22 protein-coding genes are annotated in these 16489 nt (G+C 60.6%); 16 read left to right on the top strand and 6 right to left on the bottom strand.

From position 1 onward, the window contains the following. Positions 1-18: 18 nt before the first annotated feature. Together AC1D2Q_RS28270 and AC1D2Q_RS28275 are read left to right on the top strand one after the other, a co-directional pair. On the top strand, positions 19-207 hold the full coding sequence (locus tag AC1D2Q_RS28270; RefSeq protein ID WP_007935646.1) for a hypothetical protein: 189 nt from the start codon (positions 19-21) through the stop codon (positions 205-207). A 140-nt stretch (positions 208-347) separates the two neighbouring features. Continuing rightward, the gene (locus AC1D2Q_RS28275; RefSeq protein ID WP_018929069.1) at positions 348-629 is read left to right on the top strand and encodes a hypothetical protein; all 282 of its coding nucleotides are present in this window, start codon (positions 348-350) and stop codon (positions 627-629) included. Positions 630-642: 13 nt separating this feature from the next. Here the strand turns inward: AC1D2Q_RS28275 and AC1D2Q_RS28280 are convergent, their stop codons facing one another. Beyond that, positions 643-873, bottom strand: a complete 231-nt coding sequence (locus tag AC1D2Q_RS28280) for a hypothetical protein (RefSeq protein WP_007935641.1) — start codon at positions 871-873, stop codon at positions 643-645. Between the two features lie 72 nt (positions 874-945). Next, positions 946-1302: a hypothetical protein gene (locus AC1D2Q_RS28285; RefSeq protein WP_477815366.1), complete on the bottom strand. Its 357-nt coding sequence runs from the start codon at positions 1300-1302 to the stop codon at positions 946-948. A gap of 212 nt (positions 1303-1514) precedes the next feature. Here AC1D2Q_RS28285 and AC1D2Q_RS28290 point away from each other — a divergent pair, with 212 nt between their 5' ends. From AC1D2Q_RS28290 to ada, 5 genes are all read left to right on the top strand, one after another. Then, positions 1515-1817 (top strand): DUF1883 domain-containing protein, encoded by a 303-nt coding sequence (locus AC1D2Q_RS28290; protein ID WP_007900033.1) that lies wholly within the window; start codon positions 1515-1517, stop codon positions 1815-1817. Between the two features lie 28 nt (positions 1818-1845). After that, positions 1846-2016 (top strand): hypothetical protein, encoded by a 171-nt coding sequence (locus AC1D2Q_RS28295; RefSeq protein ID WP_086945763.1) that lies wholly within the window; start codon positions 1846-1848, stop codon positions 2014-2016. A gap of 127 nt (positions 2017-2143) precedes the next feature. After that, entirely contained in the window at positions 2144-2854 is a 711-nt protein-coding gene (locus AC1D2Q_RS28300; protein ID WP_477815367.1) for a 2OG-Fe(II) oxygenase, read from the top strand. Further along, the gene (gene alkB / locus AC1D2Q_RS28305) at positions 2844-3524 is read left to right on the top strand and encodes a DNA oxidative demethylase AlkB (RefSeq protein WP_477815368.1); all 681 of its coding nucleotides are present in this window, start codon (positions 2844-2846) and stop codon (positions 3522-3524) included. Before AC1D2Q_RS28300 ends, alkB begins: the two co-directional genes overlap by 11 nt. A gap of 87 nt (positions 3525-3611) precedes the next feature. Then, positions 3612-4685, top strand: a complete 1074-nt coding sequence (gene ada, locus AC1D2Q_RS28310) for a bifunctional DNA-binding transcriptional regulator/O6-methylguanine-DNA methyltransferase Ada (protein ID WP_477815369.1) — start codon at positions 3612-3614, stop codon at positions 4683-4685. Here the strand turns inward: ada and AC1D2Q_RS28315 are convergent. Further along, entirely contained in the window at positions 4649-5137 is a 489-nt protein-coding gene (locus AC1D2Q_RS28315; protein ID WP_105345965.1) for a GyrI-like domain-containing protein, read from the bottom strand. The two genes, ada and AC1D2Q_RS28315, sit on opposite strands and share 37 nt — an antisense overlap. Before the next feature lie 53 nt (positions 5138-5190). After that, complete coding sequence (gene acuI, locus AC1D2Q_RS28320; RefSeq protein WP_477815370.1) at positions 5191-6174, bottom strand: acrylyl-CoA reductase (NADPH); 984 nt, start codon at positions 6172-6174, stop codon at positions 5191-5193. A 214-nt stretch (positions 6175-6388) separates the two neighbouring features. Here acuI and AC1D2Q_RS28325 point away from each other — a divergent pair, with 214 nt between their 5' ends. The 8 genes from AC1D2Q_RS28325 to AC1D2Q_RS28360 all read left to right on the top strand — a co-directional run bounded on the left by AC1D2Q_RS28325 (position 6389) and on the right by AC1D2Q_RS28360 (position 12630). Then, positions 6389-7453, top strand: a complete 1065-nt coding sequence (locus AC1D2Q_RS28325; protein ID WP_477815371.1) for an NAD(P)H-dependent flavin oxidoreductase — start codon at positions 6389-6391, stop codon at positions 7451-7453. Positions 7454-7696: 243 nt separating this feature from the next. Beyond that, positions 7697-8449, top strand: a complete 753-nt coding sequence (gene modA, locus AC1D2Q_RS28330) for a molybdate ABC transporter substrate-binding protein (RefSeq protein ID WP_477815389.1) — start codon at positions 7697-7699, stop codon at positions 8447-8449. Beyond that, a complete protein-coding gene (modB, locus tag AC1D2Q_RS28335) occupies positions 8450-9130 on the top strand; it encodes a molybdate ABC transporter permease subunit (protein WP_477815372.1) in 681 nt (226 codons plus the stop codon). Between the two features lie 3 nt (positions 9131-9133). Continuing rightward, entirely contained in the window at positions 9134-10213 is a 1080-nt protein-coding gene (modC, locus tag AC1D2Q_RS28340) for a molybdenum ABC transporter ATP-binding protein (protein ID WP_477815373.1), read from the top strand. Between the two features lie 85 nt (positions 10214-10298). Next, positions 10299-11333, top strand: coding sequence for a DNA topoisomerase IB (locus AC1D2Q_RS28345; protein WP_477815374.1), 1035 nt, complete (start codon positions 10299-10301; stop codon positions 11331-11333). Between the two features lie 110 nt (positions 11334-11443). Further along, positions 11444-11668 (top strand): hypothetical protein, encoded by a 225-nt coding sequence (locus tag AC1D2Q_RS28350; RefSeq protein ID WP_477815375.1) that lies wholly within the window; start codon positions 11444-11446, stop codon positions 11666-11668. Positions 11669-11800: 132 nt separating this feature from the next. Next, positions 11801-12049 (top strand): hypothetical protein, encoded by a 249-nt coding sequence (locus AC1D2Q_RS28355; protein WP_018929055.1) that lies wholly within the window; start codon positions 11801-11803, stop codon positions 12047-12049. A 296-nt stretch (positions 12050-12345) separates the two neighbouring features. Continuing rightward, a complete protein-coding gene (locus AC1D2Q_RS28360) occupies positions 12346-12630 on the top strand; it encodes a hypothetical protein (protein ID WP_105345952.1) in 285 nt (94 codons plus the stop codon). Between the two features lie 60 nt (positions 12631-12690). Here AC1D2Q_RS28360 and AC1D2Q_RS28365 read toward each other — a convergent pair whose 3' ends face one another. After that, a complete protein-coding gene (locus tag AC1D2Q_RS28365; protein ID WP_477815376.1) occupies positions 12691-13608 on the bottom strand; it encodes a LysR family transcriptional regulator in 918 nt (305 codons plus the stop codon). A 100-nt stretch (positions 13609-13708) separates the two neighbouring features. Further along, on the bottom strand, positions 13709-14908 hold the full coding sequence (locus AC1D2Q_RS28370) for an MFS transporter (protein ID WP_477815377.1): 1200 nt from the start codon (positions 14906-14908) through the stop codon (positions 13709-13711). Between the two features lie 296 nt (positions 14909-15204). Between AC1D2Q_RS28370 and AC1D2Q_RS28375 the strand changes: the two genes are divergently transcribed. After that, positions 15205-16485, top strand: coding sequence for a c-type cytochrome (locus tag AC1D2Q_RS28375; RefSeq protein ID WP_477815378.1), 1281 nt, complete (start codon positions 15205-15207; stop codon positions 16483-16485). Positions 16486-16489 lie beyond the last annotated feature (4 nt).

Genomic DNA, 16489 nt, shown 5'->3' on the forward strand with positions numbered 1-16489 from the left:
AGCCAACGAGGCAGATAGATGTCGGCAGCAAAAAGCGTCAACGGGTACCTGATCAATCAGGCGAAAGACGGCCAGTGGTGGATAGACAGCGTCGGCGGCGAGAATATTGCCGGGCCGTTTCCGACAGAAGCGTTGGCGATTGAAGTGGCATCGGTGTTGCAGGATCAACCCGCAGCACCTAAGCGGCGCGGCAAGGACAAGCCTTGAGCTGAACCTGGCGTGACCGCAGCCCTGTCTTTGCACAGGGCTTTTTTGTGAATGCCTGCAACGAAGTGGCCAATCGCTATAACCTTTTGTTGCAGCCGCTGTCATAGCGTTTAGCCCCCATCACTGACGATGACCACGACATGAAAAGATTCTTGCCACTGATTGCGGTACTGGCCCTGAGTGGCTGCGCCACGTCCGAAACGACTTACCTGAAAAATGGCGAGCAAGGCCTGACCATCGACTGCTCCGGAGAAGCCAACGCCTGGGCCAGTTGCTACGAAAAAGCCGATGCCTCTTGCGCCGGCACCGGCTATCGGATTGTCGGTACCGACGGTACACCTTCGACCAAGGAAAGCGACAAAACCCTGGGGGTCGACGTCGGCAATTACAAGAACCGCAGTGTAGTGGTGGTCTGCAAGTAGGGCACCCAATGCCCTACATATGGATTTCGGCGAACTTGATCCCGAGCCCGCGTACGGTCTCGATCAAATCGTCGAGGCGGCTGAAGGACTCGACTTCATCGTTGTCATCCACCAGGAAAAAACTGCGCCCGGCGCTTTTCTTGAAAAATACGATCCACTCCCCCGGATTCGCCGGGTTCTGAATCACATGGGTGGCAGAGATATGACCCTCTGCGTGGCGCTCCCGCACCTGCTCTCGTTTCATGCTCGACTCCAGAAATGACAATGCCGTCAAAGTGCGACTTTGACGGCATCGATGCTGACCGGGGGTAGTCTATCAGCCGGAAATGCACGCGGTGGCGGCATTGCGCACATCCCATGGGCGCAACGGCACATTGGAGATGCGCTCATGCAGTTTGATGCTGCTGCCACCGGAGCGGTCTTCAATGTCAAACACCGCCGCCGGCCCCGAGGAGAACTTCTGCGGCACAATCACCCGCATGCCATCCTTTTGCGGCTCGACTTGCAAGGCCCCACGGCTACTGGCCAACTTCTCGACCAGGCACTGGGCGTACTCATGGGGTTTCTTGCCTGAAATCACGTTCATGGTAGGCAACGACGCAGTGATGTCCGAGACCGTCGCACATCCACTCACTGCCAATACAAACGGCACGACCAGAACACCCCATTTCATATGAAACCTCCGATAAAGACCCTCCGACAGCACAACTGCTGTTTTTCTCCAAGGCTCCCTGCTTTTATCGCTCATAGAATTCCAAATAACTGTTTTTAATTGTCAAAGCGGACCCCGACAGCCAGATAATAACCTGTTCGGGCTGATAAACTGCGCCAATCGCCCATGCTATCGTTTTGATTTTGTAGAAAAAGCCCTTCTGGAGGCGCCTCATGAAATTTATCCACCAGCGCGAGCACCTCAACGAAGACGACATCGTCGTCATTCAGTGCTCCCAAATGTGCAACATCCGCTTGATGAACGACGCCAACTTCCGCAGCTTCAAGAACGGCGGCCGTCACACTTACCACGGCGGCGCATTCGACACCTTCCCGGCCCGGATCACCGCGCCGAGCACCGGTTTCTGGAACATCACCATCGACACGGTCAACCGCCGGCCGATCAGCGTGACCCGCAAACCGACCCTGACGCACTCGATCAAGATCATCCGCCGCTCCAGCTCGAAGCTGAGCTGAACCCACACCCGAACAGGCAGGTATGACCGTGGCCCAGACGACCAAATACGTCATCAAATACAAACTCAACGGCGAGCGTCGCTTCGAATTCGCCCAGCTTGAAAACGGCACTGCTGAAGAGGCCAAGGCTGCGCTGGACAAGCTGCATGGCCAGAGCGAAGACGTCATCAGCGAGATCAGCGTCAGCAAAGCGCTGTAACGCGATCTGGAGCGACAACATGGACGTCTGCTCCCCTCCCGAATTCGACCGCAAGCGCCGGAGTGCCCGCTCTCGCAAGGCTCACTAAACTGGCCGCCTCGACCTTTTGGTCAAGGAGCCAGAACCCTTGTTTACCGATCCGATTCACCACGATGCCCTCGACTGGGGCAGGCTTACGCAGCAACTCGACCAGGATGGCTGCGCGATCATCGAATCGCTTTTAAGCCATAAGACCTGCGATGAAATAAGCGCCCTGTACGACCGCCCCGAGCCCTTTCGCTCGAAAGTAGTGATGGCGCGCCACGGTTTTGGCCGTGGCGAGTACAAATACTTCAGCTACCCGCTGCCGGATCCGGTGGCCCGGTTGCGCAGCGCGCTCTACCCTCGACTGGTTCCCATCGCCAATCGCTGGTACGAATGCATGGACCTGCCGACCCGTTTCCCCGAATCCCATGAAGCGTTTCTGCAACGCTGCCATGCCGCCGGTCAGGAACGTCCGACACCGTTATTGCTGCAATACGGCCCGCAGGACTACAACTGCTTGCATCAGGATCTGTACGGTGAACACGTGTTCCCGCTGCAAGTGGCGATTCTGCTGTCAGAACCGGGAGAGGACTTTACCGGTGGCGAATTTGTGCTGACCGAACAACGCCCACGGATGCAATCGCGCCCGCAAGTCATCGGTCTGAAGAAAGGTGATGCGTTGATTTTTGCCGTGAGTCAGCGCCCGGTTAAAGGCGTTCGCGGCTATTACCGAGTGACCCTGCGTCATGGAGTGAGTCGCCTGCACAGTGGAAAAAGGCATACCCTTGGAATCATCTTTCACGATGCGTTATGAGCCCATGAGCCCGATCACCCTCGATCTGTTTGCCGACGCCGAACCCGAGCAGCAGCCCAGGCGCGAGCAGATCGGCGAACAATCCTACGTCCTTAGGGGCTTCGCCCTGCCCTGGCTCGACCGGTTACTACCGGCGCTGGAGGCGGTTCTGACAGCGGCGCCGTTTCGGCAGATGGTCACGCCCGGCGGCTTTACCATGTCGGTGGCCTTGAGCAGTTGCGGCACCTGGGGCTGGACCACCGACCGCAGCGGCTACCAATACACCCGCAACGATCCGCAGACCGGCGCCCCTTGGCCTGAGATGCCCGAGGTGTTTTTTGAACTGGCCCAGGCGGCAGCGCAAGAGGCAGGGTTTATGGCGTTCGTACCAGATTCCTGCCTGATCAACCGCTATGTTCCCGGGGCCAGGATGTCGTTGCATCAAGACAAAAACGAAAACGCCTACACTGCCCCCATCGTGTCGGTGTCTTTGGGATTGCCGGCGACGTTCCTGTTCGGTGGCTTCGAACGCAGCGCCAAAAGCCAGCGGGTGCCGCTGTTTCACGGTGATATCGTGGTTTGGGGCGGTGTGGACCGTTTGCGTTACCACGGGGTATTGCCGATCAAGGACGGCCAACATCCGCGGCTGGGCGAACAGCGGATCAATTTCACTTTTCGTACCGCGGGATGAAGCATTCGAATTCGACCGCAAGACCCGGAGTGTGGCGTCGGTGCCGGCTGGTTAATCTGCATGAAACGGGTCAACGGACATGAAGCCATGACAACTCAATCGCCAACAATCGCCACCGAAAACGATCCTCGCTGGGCCGCCGTGGTCGCGCGCGATTCCCGTGCCGACGGGCAGTTTGTGTATGCGGTGAAAACCACCGGTATCTACTGCCGCCCCAGCAGCCTGGCACGCCTGCCGAAACCGCAGAACGTCGAATTCTTCGACACCGCCGAGCAAGCTCAGGCGGCGGGTTATCGCCCCAGTAAACGGGCCGCGAAAGATCACAGCGACGTCGCCGCCCAACATGCCGCCACCGTGGCCGCCGCGTGCCGTCAAATCGAATCCGCCGAAACGTTGCCGGGGTTGAATGAACTGGCGGATGCGGCCGGTTTGAGCAGTTTCCACTTCCATCGCGTGTTCAAGGCCATCACCGGCCTGACGCCCAAGGGCTACGCCACCGCCCATCGTTCACGCAAGGTTCGCGAGCGCCTGACCGATGGCAGCACGGTTACCGATGCGCTGTATGACGCCGGATTCAATTCCAACAGCCGTTTCTATGAGGCAGCGGATCAACTGCTCGGCATGACACCCGGCGACTATCGCGCGGCCGGGCAGAACAACGACATCCGTTTTGCCGTCGGCCAGTGCTCTCTGGGAGCGATTCTGGTGGCCCAAAGTGAGCGCGGTGTCTGCGCGATTCTGCTGGGCGACGACCCGCATCAACTGGTCTGCGACCTGCAGGACAAGTTTCGCCGCGCCAACCTGATTGGCGCCGATCATGAGTTCGAGCAGTTGATCGCCAAGGTCGTCGGCTTTATCGAAGCCCCGGCCCTCGGCCTGGATCTGCCGCTGGATGTACGCGGCACAGCGTTTCAAGAGCGGGTGTGGCAAGCCCTGCGGGAGATTCCCGCCGGCAGCACCGCCAGTTACGCCGATATCGCCCAGCGCATCGGCGCGCCGAAAGCCATGCGCGCCGTGGCCCAGGCCTGTGGCGCGAATAGTTTGGCGGTGGCGATCCCTTGCCATCGCGTGGTGCGCAGCGACGGCAACCTGTCGGGCTATCGCTGGGGGGTGGAGCGTAAGCGTCAGTTACTGGCGCGCGAAAACGCGTTTGAGTCCTGAATGCCGATATAGACCGCCACGGATTCCGGGCCGGTGTAGACCTCGAAGTCCGTGGCGAACTTGCGGCGAACCTGTGGGTTGTCCTCGAAGTAAGCCCAGATAAAGCCCCAAGCCTGAATGACGCTGTCCGGCATCGCCCCTTTGGCGCTGAACACCAGGTAATCGCCGCCCTCAACCTGAATCTGCGCAAAGTCCTCGGAGGGTGCGGTGACCGCCGCGCCCGCGGTTACATCGAAGTGGCCTGAAGCGTCGGACTCGTAGTTGGAATACACGCCGTACATAAAGGAATCCGGCTGTTTGTGGGCGATTTTGTCGAAAACGTCCTCGACGAAAAATTGTTCCCACATAGGGCCGATACGTGCGGTATCCGGCTGCTGCTCTGCGGCATTGCGGGTTCGCACCTGCAAACCCGAGACACTGAAGGGCAGCACTTCACGCAGTTTTACATCCATTGTCGCTATTTCCTTTTCGCTACAGTTTGTCTGTTTGATTGGTGCCAAGACGATCAACGATTGACGTCGACCACCACCCGACCACGCAACTGCCCGGCAAGCAAGCGCGGCGCGGCGTCGATGGCTTCGCTCAAGCCGATTTCGTGGCTGATCAGCGGCAGCAAGGCGAAATCCAGGTCCTTGGCCAGGCGATTCCAGGCCAGTATCCGCCGGGCTTTGGGTTGGGTCACGCTGTTGATCCCGGCCAGGGTCACGCCGCGCAATATGAACGGTGCGACGGAAGCCGGGAAGTCCATGCCCTGGGCCAGGCCGCAGGCGGCGACGGTGCCGTTAGCCTTGGTGCTCGCGCAAGCATTGGCCAGCGTGTGACTGCCGACCGAGTCGATCACCGCCGCCCAACGCTCCTTGGCCAACGGCTTGCCCGGCTCCGACAATGTGGCGCGGTCGATGATTTCACTGGCGCCCAATTGCTTGAGGTAGTCGTGTTCGGAAGTGCGGCCGGTGGAGGCCACCACGCGATAGCCGAGTTTGCTCAGTAGCGCGAGGGCGAAACTGCCTACGCCACCGTTGGCGCCCGTCACCAGTACGTCGCCCTGCTCGGGACTCACGCCGTTGTGCTCCAGTGCCAGGATGCTGAGCATCGCCGTGTAGCCGGCCGTGCCAATGGCCATCGCTTGCGCGGCGGTGAACGCTTTGGGCAACGGAATCAGCCAGTCGCCATTCAGGCGAGCTTTCTGCGCCAGCCCGCCCCAGTGTCCTTCACCCACGCCCCAGCCGTTGAGCAGGACTTGATCACCGACCTTGTAGTCCGGATGACTGCTGACTTCGACGGTGCCCGCCAGATCGATCCCCGGCACCATCGGAAATTTGCGCACCACCGGGCTGCTGCCGGTGATCGCCAGGCCATCCTTGAAGTTCAGCGTGCTGTACGCCACACGCACCGTCACATCGCCCTCGGGCAATTGATCGTCAGTGATCTCTTGCAGCGTGGCCCGGTAACCGCTGTCGTCTTTGTCGATCAAAATGCCTTTGAACATCACTGCCTCCAGGTGGAATCGCTCAGTTGTCGTGCTGTTGAAATAACACAGGGAACCCCATCACCGTACCCGACTTTAAGCCAATCCCCATCGGCTGGCGCCTTGTAGATCATCCCTTACTCATAAAAAACTCGACTGGCCTTGCGCCAGGCATTACTGATACAAACTTGTTTCTACCGTCCCTGCCCTGTTTCGACGTAGGAGAACACTGCACATGAGCCAATGGCCAGACACCCGCATTCTTGACCTGCTCGGGATCGAGCTGCCGATCATCCAGGGCCCTATGGCCGGCGCGACGACTTCGGCCATGGTGATTGCTGTGTGCAACGCCGGCGGCCTCGGCTCCATGCCCGCCGCAATGCTGAGCATCGAGCAGTTGCGCGAAGAACTGAAGACGATTCGCCAACACACCCAGCGTCCGTTCAACGTCAATTTCTTCTGCCACCAACCTCCGCCGCCGGATGAGCAGCGCGCCCGGGATTGGAAAAACCAGCTGGAACCGTACTACCGGGAATTGGGCGTCGACTTCGACGCACCGACGCCGGTGTCCAATCGCGCGCCGTTCGATAACGCGGCCTGCGAAGTGATCGAAGAGTTTCGCCCCGCAGTGGTGAGTTTTCACTTCGGCCTGCCGGAAAAGTCGCTGCTGGATCGGGTAAAAGCCACCGGAGCGAAAGTTCTCTCCTCAGCGACTACGGTCGAAGAAGCCATCTGGCTGGAGCAGCATGGCTGCGATGCGATCATTGCGATGGGTTACGAGGCTGGCGGCCACCGGGGCATGTTCCTCAGTGATGACTTGAGCAGCCAGGTGGGTACTTTCGCGCTGGTGCCGCAGGTCGTTGATGCGGTGAAAGTGCCAGTCATTGCGGCGGGCGGGATTAGCGATGCGCGTGGCGTCGCGGCGGCTTTCATGCTGGGCGCATCGGCGGTTCAGGTAGGTACGGCTTATTTGTTCACGCCAGAGGCCAAGATCAGCGCGTCTCACCACAAGGCGTTGCGCACGGCCAAGGAAAGCGAGACCGCGGTCACCAACATTTTCACCGGGCGCCCGGCGCGCGGGATCCTCAATCGGGTGATGCGTGAGCTGGGGCCGATGAGCGCCAAGGCACCGGCCTTCCCCTTGGCGGGCGGTGCGCTGATGCCATTGCGGGCTAAAGGGGAAGCGGATTTCAGCAACCTTTGGGCGGGGCAGGCGTTCACCCTGGGCGTTGAACTGACTTCGGCAGAGCTTACCCGGCGTTTGGCTGAGGAAGCGCTCGCCAAACTGACTCACCGCTAACCCCTGTGGCGAGGGGGCTTGCCCCCGTTCGAGTGCGCAGCACTCGCAAAATCTACGATAACTGCAAGATTCTGGGGCTGCTTCGCAGCCCAACGGAGGCAAGCCCCCTCGCCACAAAAGCCCCTCACCACAGTTCGCTGCCGACCTTGCACTCCGCATCCGGCACGTTCCGTTTACAGGCATTTCGCTATATATTCTGATATATAGCGTGTCACTCGCCTACCACGGAGCCGTTTCATGACCATGCGTGCCTCACGTTTTGCCCCTGTGTGCCTGTTCAGCGTGTTCGCTTTCGGGTCCGCCCACGCGAACGAAGTCCAGGTCGCCGTTGCCGCCAACTTCACCGCGCCGATCCAGGCCATCGCTGCCGATTTCGAGAAAGACACCGGGCACAAACTGGTCACCTCCTTTGGTGCAACCGGCCAGTTCTATACCCAGATCAAGAACGGCGCGCCGTTCGAAGTGTTGCTCTCGGCGGATGACACCACTCCACAAAAACTCGAGACCGAAGGCGACACCGTCAAGGGGTCGCGCTTCACCTACGCCATCGGCACCCTGGCGCTGTGGTCAGCCAAGGAAGGTTATGTCGACGCCAAGGGCAAAGTGCTAAGCGACAATAAGTATCAGCATCTTTCCATCGCTAACCCGAAAGCCGCCCCGTACGGCCTGGCTGCCACTCAGGTGCTGGCCAAGCAAGGCCTGACTGACAAGGTCAAAGACAAGATCGTTGAAGGCCAGAACATCACCCAGGCTTATCAATTCGTGTCCACCGGCAATGCCGAACTCGGTTTTGTGGCCTTGTCGCAGATCTACAAAGACGGCAAAGTGACCAGCGGTTCGGCCTGGATCGTTCCGGCCAACCTGCATGATCCGATCAAACAAGACGCGGTGATCCTCAACAAGGGCAAGGACAACCCGGCCGCCCAGGCATTGGTTGACTACCTCAAGGGGCCGAAAGCCGCCGCCGTCATCAAGTCCTATGGTTACCAACTCTAAATGACACTATCGAGTGCCGATTACTCCGCGATCTGGCTGACCCTGAAACTGGCGTCCCTGACCACGGTCATCCTGCTGATCATTGGCACTCCGATTGCGTTATGGCTGTCGCGTACCCAATCCTGGTTGCGCGGCCCGGTCGGGGCGATCGTCGCCCTGCCCCTGGTGCTGCCGCCCACGGTGATTGGCTTTTATTTACTGTTGGCGCTCGGCCCCAACGGGTGGGTCGGTCAGTTCACCCAATCACTGGGTTTCGGCACCCTCACCTTCAGTTTCGCGGGGCTGGTAATCGGCTCGGTGCTGTATTCGATGCCGTTCGTGGTCCAACCGCTGCAAAATGCCTTTTCCGCCATCGGCACTCGCCCACTGGAAGTGGCCGCCACCTTGCGCGCCAATCCCTGGGACACGTTCTTCAGCGTGATGGTGCCCCTGGCCCGCCCCGGTTTCGTCACCGCGGCCATTCTCGGTTTCGCCCACACCGTCGGCGAGTTCGGCGTGGTGCTGATGATCGGTGGCAACATTCCCGACAAAACCCGCGTGGTCTCGGTGCAGATCTACGATCACGTCGAAGCCATGGAATACGCCCAGGCCCATTGGCTGGCCGGGGCAATGCTGGTGTTCTCCTTTGCAGTGTTGCTGGCGCTCTACTCCAGCCGTAAAACCAAAGCGGCCTGGAGCTGACCCATGATTCAAACGCGCTTGAAACTGAGCTATTCGGGATTTGCCCTGGATATCGACCTGCAATTGCCCGGCCGTGGAGTGACTGCGCTCTATGGTCATTCCGGTTCGGGCAAAACCACCTGCCTGCGTTGCATCGCTGGCCTGGAACACGCCGAGCAGGGTTTTATCCAGATCAACGATGAAGTCTGGCAGGACAGCGACAAGCGGATTTTCGTCCCGCCGCATAAACGCGCCGTGGGTTATGTCTTCCAGGAAGCCAGTCTGTTTCCCCATCTGTCGGTGCGGGGCAATCTTGAGTTCGGCCTCAAGCGTATCCCCCGCCAACAGCGCCGGGTCGATATGGCCCATGCCACTGAACTGCTGGGAATCGGCCATTTGCTCGACCGCAGCCCGCAGAAGCTTTCCGGTGGCGAGCGCCAGCGGATCGGCATCGCTCGCGCCTTGCTCACCAGCCCCAGATTGTTGCTGATGGACGAACCGCTGGCGGCACTCGATACCCAGCGTAAAAACGAAATCCTGCCTTACCTGCAACGATTGCACGATGAGCTGGACATCCCGGTGCTGTACGTCAGCCATTCCCAGGATGAAGTCTCGCGGCTTGCCGATCACCTCGTCCTGCTCAGCAACGGCAAGGCTTTGGCCAGCGGCGCCATCGGCGAAACCCTGGCCCGGCTCGATCTGCCGCTGGCGCTGGGCGATGACGCCGGCGTGGTGATCGAAGGGCACGTCAGCGCCTACGAAGCCGACTACCAGCTGCTGACCTTGCAACTGCCCGACACCGACCTGAGCATTCGGGTTGCCCATGCGCCGATGACCAAGGGCCAGACCCTGCGCTGCAAGGTTCAGGCGCGGGATGTCAGCCTGAGCCTGCAAAGCGTCGAACAGAGCAGCATCCTCAATCGCCTGCCGGTCACGGTGATCAGTGAAATCGGCGCCGACAACGCCGCTCATGTACTGATCCGCCTCAACGCCGCTGGCACGCCACTGCTGGCGCGAATCACCCGCTACTCCCGGGATCAGTTGGGCGTGCACCCCGGCCAGCAACTGTGGGCACAAATCAAAGCGGTGGCGGTGCTGGCCTAAAATCTGTCGGCACTCTTCAGGCACCCCGGCAATGGCGCGTGGTCAATGGCTTAACACCCTGACTCGCCGCCCGGGATTGCCTGCCATGCCAGATACCGCGTTGTCCGATGGACTGCCGTCCGACCTGCATTACGTCGACGACAGCCAGCCCGGCATCACTCGCAAGAAGCTGCGTGGCGCATTCGGCTATTTCGCCCCGTCGGGTCAGCGCATTACCGATCCGGATGAAATCAAACGCATCAATGCCCTCGCAGTACCGCCCGCCTACACCGATGTGTGGATTTGCCCCGACCCGCGCGGTCATCTGCAAGCCACCGGTCGCGATGCCCGTGGCCGCAAGCAATACCGTTATCACCCGCGCTGGCGCGAAGTGCGCGATGCCGACAAATATTCACGCTTGCGGGACTTCGGCCTGGCCCTGCCGAAACTGCGCAAACAGCTTGATGCGCTGCTGGCGACACCCGGCTTCAGCCGCGACAAGGTGATGGCCACGGTGATTACCTTGCTCGATGCGACGCTGATCCGGGTCGGCAATACTCAGTACGCCCGGGATAACCGTTCCTACGGCCTGACCACCCTGCGCAACCGTCACGTCGAGATCAACGGCAGCGCGATCATGTTCCAGTTTCGCGGCAAGAGCGGCATCGAGCACCAGATCACCGTAAAAGACCGACGCCTGGCCCGGATCATCAAGCGCTGCCTGGAGATTCCCGGGCAAGACCTCTTTCAGTATCTGGACGAGAACGGCGACCGGCACACCGTCAGCTCCTCCGACGTAAACGCTTACCTGCAAATGCTGACCGGCGCCGACTTCACCGCCAAGGATTACCGCACCTGGGCCGGCAGTGCGCTGGCGTTGGCAGTGTTGCGCAAGCTGCAGTGGGAATCGCCAGCCGAGGCGAAGCAACACGTGGTGGACATGGTCAAGAATGTCGCCCGGCAGCTGGGAAATACCCCGGCAGTGTGCCGCAAGTGCTACATCCACCCGGCGGTTGTCGATGGATTCATGCGGGGCGTACTGGCCGAACTGCCTCGATCCAGAGGGCGTAAAAGACTCAGACCAGAGGAAGTGGCCTTGGCGGTGCTTCTGGAGAAGCTTATGGAGACGGCTGAAACGTAGTGAGTTGCCTTCGAAGACACTCCCAACCGACGAACTGACCCACCAGTTTTTTGCATGATCGCAAAGCGCTTCTATGCTTGATCTGAACACGAACAGCTTCGGTGGACGCCATGGAAGACATTTTCGTTGTGAAACGCTGCAACAAGATCATCGTTCATGGCCGCCGGGCCGGAGAAACCGGTCACCCACCGCCCGACGCCGCCGTCTGGTATCGCATCGTCGATACCCGCACTCGCGGCTTCATTGGTGACGGTTTCGATCTTGAAGAGGACGCCAAGCGCGAATGTCGCCGGCTTAATGCGGCCAGTTCGCCGGTGTCGCACGGGTTGGCTTGACGCCGGCCACTTTCATTTTCCGGGTCTATACTTGAAGGAGCTGAAGGACCAGCGACCCATCGGCAGAAAGCTCGCTCCCCCGCGGGCTTTTTGTTGCCCTTTAGCCGATTTCCTTGAACGGAGGTGATTGTCATGTCCGAGAAAGAGTCTATCGCCACCCTGCTCACCCTGCTTGACTCCCGTCAGGCGCGCCTTGCTGCTGCGTGCAAGGAAATCGCCGACTGGGTCGATCATCAAGGGGGGCATCCGACAGCGCTCAGGATTCGTGACCGCTTGAACGACATCGAGAAGGACACGCCGCAGATTCGCAGCGCGTTGTCTGCACTCAAACATGTCGAGCCGCCACTGCCTCGGTTCAAATCAGGCGACCGCGTTATTTGAGCCAGGGACAGAGTCCAATTCAGCACACCTGAGCGGTGACCTCTTCGTCACCGTGGTTGTGCCTGCCTGCCCGACTCGCGCTGCAGCCCAACCCGGCCCGGTTTGCCGGGCTTTTTTTATTCGTGCTTCGGCCATTTCACACCGCCTTCACAACCGAGCCCCTACAGTTCACTTGCTCCTTTGAAAACATCCCCTGGCCCGCCCGCATGCGGGCCATTTTTTTGCCTGCCATATCCCGAACGAACGCCCTCATCCACCGGTTGTCGAACGCTTACACATCACGAAGGAGATGTCCCATGGTCACTCACTTCAAAGTCGGCGGGCACTTGGCCTGCGGGCACAAAGGCAGCAACCTGACCTCCAGCAGCATACTGAACCGCGTGAAATGCAGAAGCTGCCGCAACACCGATGCGTTCAAAGAAGCGCGCAAAACCGAACGCAACGCCGCCCGTCGGGCCGCACGCAAGGCCAAAGCCACCCACACCGCCAATGATTGGCGCTCAGAGTGGACCCAACGGCTGATCGAAATGCCCGGACGGCAAAGACTGCCACGTGGTTTTACTGGCCAGCCATTTGTGTAGCTGACGCGTTTGGCCGTGCCCGGCTTATGACTCGAGCGCAGCAAGTGACGGGCAATGAATCTATCGGCTATTCAATCCACCAGGCGTGAGGATTTCCTCTAGAAAATCGATAAACACATTGATCCGGCTAGAGCCCCGGTGATTGGGCAAGTACAGCGCATTGATGCAACTGCTTGCACTGCCGGGGTTGACTTCGTAATGCTCCAGCAACCGTGTCAGCCGGCCTGCGGCGACATCGTCGCGCACCAGCCAGTCGGCCAGCAGGGTCACGCCGCCGCCAGCGATTGCCGCTTCGCGCAAGATGTCGGCGTTGTTGCTTTGCAGGCGGCCATGCACATTGAGCTGGATGGTTTCCTCGTCGCCCTGGAACGTCCAGTAGTGGTGCGAACCACCGTAATCGAAGCGCAGGCATTGGTGCTCGAGCAAGTCCCGAGGATGACACGGCGCCGCGTGGCGGCTCAGGTAATCCGGGCTGGCCACCACCCAGCGCTGGAAGGTCCCTACCCGTTTACTGACGATGTCTTCACTGACCACCGACGATCCCAGACGCACTGACACATCGATCTGTTCGCTCAGCAGGTCGCTGACCTGATCGCTCAACGACACGCTTATTTCCAGTCCCGGATGGCGCTCGAGCAAACGGCCCAGATGCGGCGCGATGATCCGCCGACCAAACTCGACAGGGACGCTGATCCGCAGGCGTCCTTGCGCCTCGCTGCCACGGTCGGCAACCACGGCATCGGCTTCGTCGATGGCGTCAAGAATCGCCACAGCCTTTTCGAAATAAGTTTGCCCGGCGACGGTCACGCTGGTGTTGCGTGTCGTGCGGTTGAGCAGGCTGGCGCCGAGCTCGTTTTCCAGCCCCGCCACCTGGCGAGTGACCGAAGACGTCGAGATGCCGAGTTTGCGCGCCGCGGAGGAATAGCCGCCGCAACGCACGGTTTCAACAAACATCTTCAGTGCCAGCAACTTGTCCATAAGCGGAATCCGGTCAAAAAGAAACGGTGATGATAGTGCATCACCGTTCGCCAGACGTCTTGTATGACCGTGCTTCACCGGACTCCCCGGCACCCGGCGCTCAGGCATCGGCCTTGCGACCGAGGAACATCACCAGGGCCAGCGTCGGGAGCAATGCCACCGATGCGGCAGACAGGTTCCAGCCGAAGTGTTCATAGAGCGGGCTCGCCACCAGCGATCCCAAGGCACCGCCAACGAAGATGCTGGTCATGTACACGGCGTTGAGTCGTGCCCGGCTGTGCGGGTCGATGGCGTACACCTCCCGTTGGCCCAGCACCATGTTCAGTTGCACGGCGAAATCCAGCAGCACCGCACACACCACCAACCACAGGTAGCTGCTGCCGGGCAGCGCAGCGATCAACAATGAAGCCGGTGCCAGCAGCAGTGCGACCAGTGTTCCGCGGTAGCCGTGACCGGCATCGGCCAAGCGCCCGGCAATCGGCGCAGCGACTGCACCTACCGCTCCGACCAGGGCAAAAATCGCCACCTGCGCCTGGCTGAAACCGTGGTGACGCATCAGCTCAATCGGCGCGAGGGTCCAGAACAGGCTGAAGCTGGCGAATAACAACCCCTGATACAACGAACGTTGACGCAGCACCGGATGGCGACGAGCCAGGGTAAACACCGAGCCGATCAACGCGGCATAAGTCGCCTGATGCGTCGGCACACGGCGCGGCAGCGCAGCCGCGGTGATCAGGGCGATGACGGCCATCAGTACCGCCGCGCTGTAAAACACCCCGCGCCAGCCGAACACGTCCACCAGCAGGCTGGACAACGGGCGCGACAACAGAATGCCCAGCAGCAGCCCGCTCATGATATTGCCCACCACGCGGCCGCGCGTGGCTTCGGGCGCCAGGTGCGCCGCCAGTGGCACCAGAATCTGCACCGCCACCGAAGTAAGGCCAATCAGCAATGAAAACACGAGGAACATCGACGGCGAGTGCGTCAACCCGGCACACAACAGCGTAACGCTCGCCGCGAGGGTGAAGCCCACGACCAGCCGCCGGTTTTCCATCAGGTCGGCCAGCGGCACCAGCAACAGCAGACCCAGCGCATAACCAAACTGTGTGAGTGAAACGATCAGGCTGGCATTGGCGCTGGACAGGCCAATCTGCGGCGCGATCAATTCGACAATCGGTTGGGCGTAATAGAGGTTGGCCACGACCGCGCCGCAGCAAAACGCCAGGAACGCGACCATCAGGCCGGAGAGTGAAGCAGGCTGTTCGGCCTTGGCCGCCGCTGCGGGGTTACCCGTGAGCATGATGACACCTCGTTGAGTTCGGGAAAGTGGTGCCAAGGCTAAGGGCATGGGCCGACACAGAGAATCCATCATCCGGGCAATGGAGTGATGCGCCATCCGCAACGATGCCGGCGTTGCGGTTGGCGCAAAGCGCTATTGCGCGACCTGGCAATACTCCGACGCTTGCGACTTCTCTACCCTTGGGCACTTGGCGCAGGGCTCTCCATCAGCGCCCTTCCCCGGTTGCTCAAGGAGCTGTTCATGACCCCGAATCCATCATCAATGCCCTCCGCGCGTCCCTCACGTTGCAAATCCTCATGAAGGCCAACTTCCTGAGATCCCGCCCCCTCTGGATCAGCGCGGCCGTCCTCGCTTCGATCGGCGTAATCGGCGCGGCGCTGCTGATGTGGCGCCCGGCGATAGCACCGATTGAGCGCCCGCGAACGTTCGATGCCGCGCAATTGCAGCGCGGTGCGCGGGTGGTCGAAGCAGGCGATTGTGCGGTGTGCCATACGCGTCCCGGCGGTCAATACATGGCGGGCGGGCTGCCGCTGGTGACGCCGTTCGGTACGCTCTACAGCACCAACATCACACCCGATCCGCAGACCGGTATCGGCCAATGGTCACTGCCGGCGTTCGAGCGGGCGATGCGTGAAGGGATCTCCCGCGATGGCCACTTCCTGTACCCCGCCTTCCCGTACGTGCACTACCGGCGCATGAGCGAAGGCGACATTGCCGACGCGTATGCGTACCTGATGAGCGGCCCTGCCGTGAACTCACCGGCCATGCAAAACCGCATGAATTTCCCGATGAACATCCGGCCGCTGGTGTCGTTCTGGAATCTGCTGTTCCTGCATGCAAAGCCGCTGACACCTGTGGCGCAGCAATCTGAAGCGTGGAATCGCGGACGTTATCTGGTTGAAGGCCCCGGCCACTGCGCGGGCTGCCATTCACCGTTGAACCTGATCGGTGCCGAGAAGTCCGGCGAAAGCCTCGCGGGCGGAGAGGTGGATGGCTGGGAGGCGCCTTCGCTGCTCGGCATGGCCCGTCGCACAAACCCGTGGAGCACTGAGCAGTTGGTCCACTATCTGCGGGCAGAAGTGGTGGACGGGCACGGCACAGCCGCGGGCCCGATGCGCCCGGTCAGCCTCAGTCTGGCTCGCTTGCCGGTCAGCGACGCAGAGGCGATTGCCGAGTATTTGCTGAGCCTGCAAACCAAGGCGGCAATCACCGAAATCCAACCCGGCGCCGGGAGCGTTGAGACCTTGCACCAGACCAGCGGCGCCCTGCTGTTCGCCAGTGCCTGCGCCGGTTGTCATGCCCCTGCGGCGCCGATGCGCGAGATCGACGGGCGTCCGGCGCTTGATCGCACCTCGGCACTGCAAGCCCCAAGCGCACGCAACTTCCTGAAAACCGTGCTCGAAGGTGTGCCGGCAACTCCGGGCGTGCCCGGACCGGTCATGCCGCCGTTTGCCGCCAGCCTGGACAACATTCAACTCGCAGCCCTGGCGTCATACCTGCGCCAGCAAGCCAGGCCTGACCAACCCTGGACAGAACTTTCTTCCACTATTGAAGCGATCCGTCAGGAGACGAAATGACCCA

This window comes from Pseudomonas sp. P1_A1, assembly GCF_056406935.1.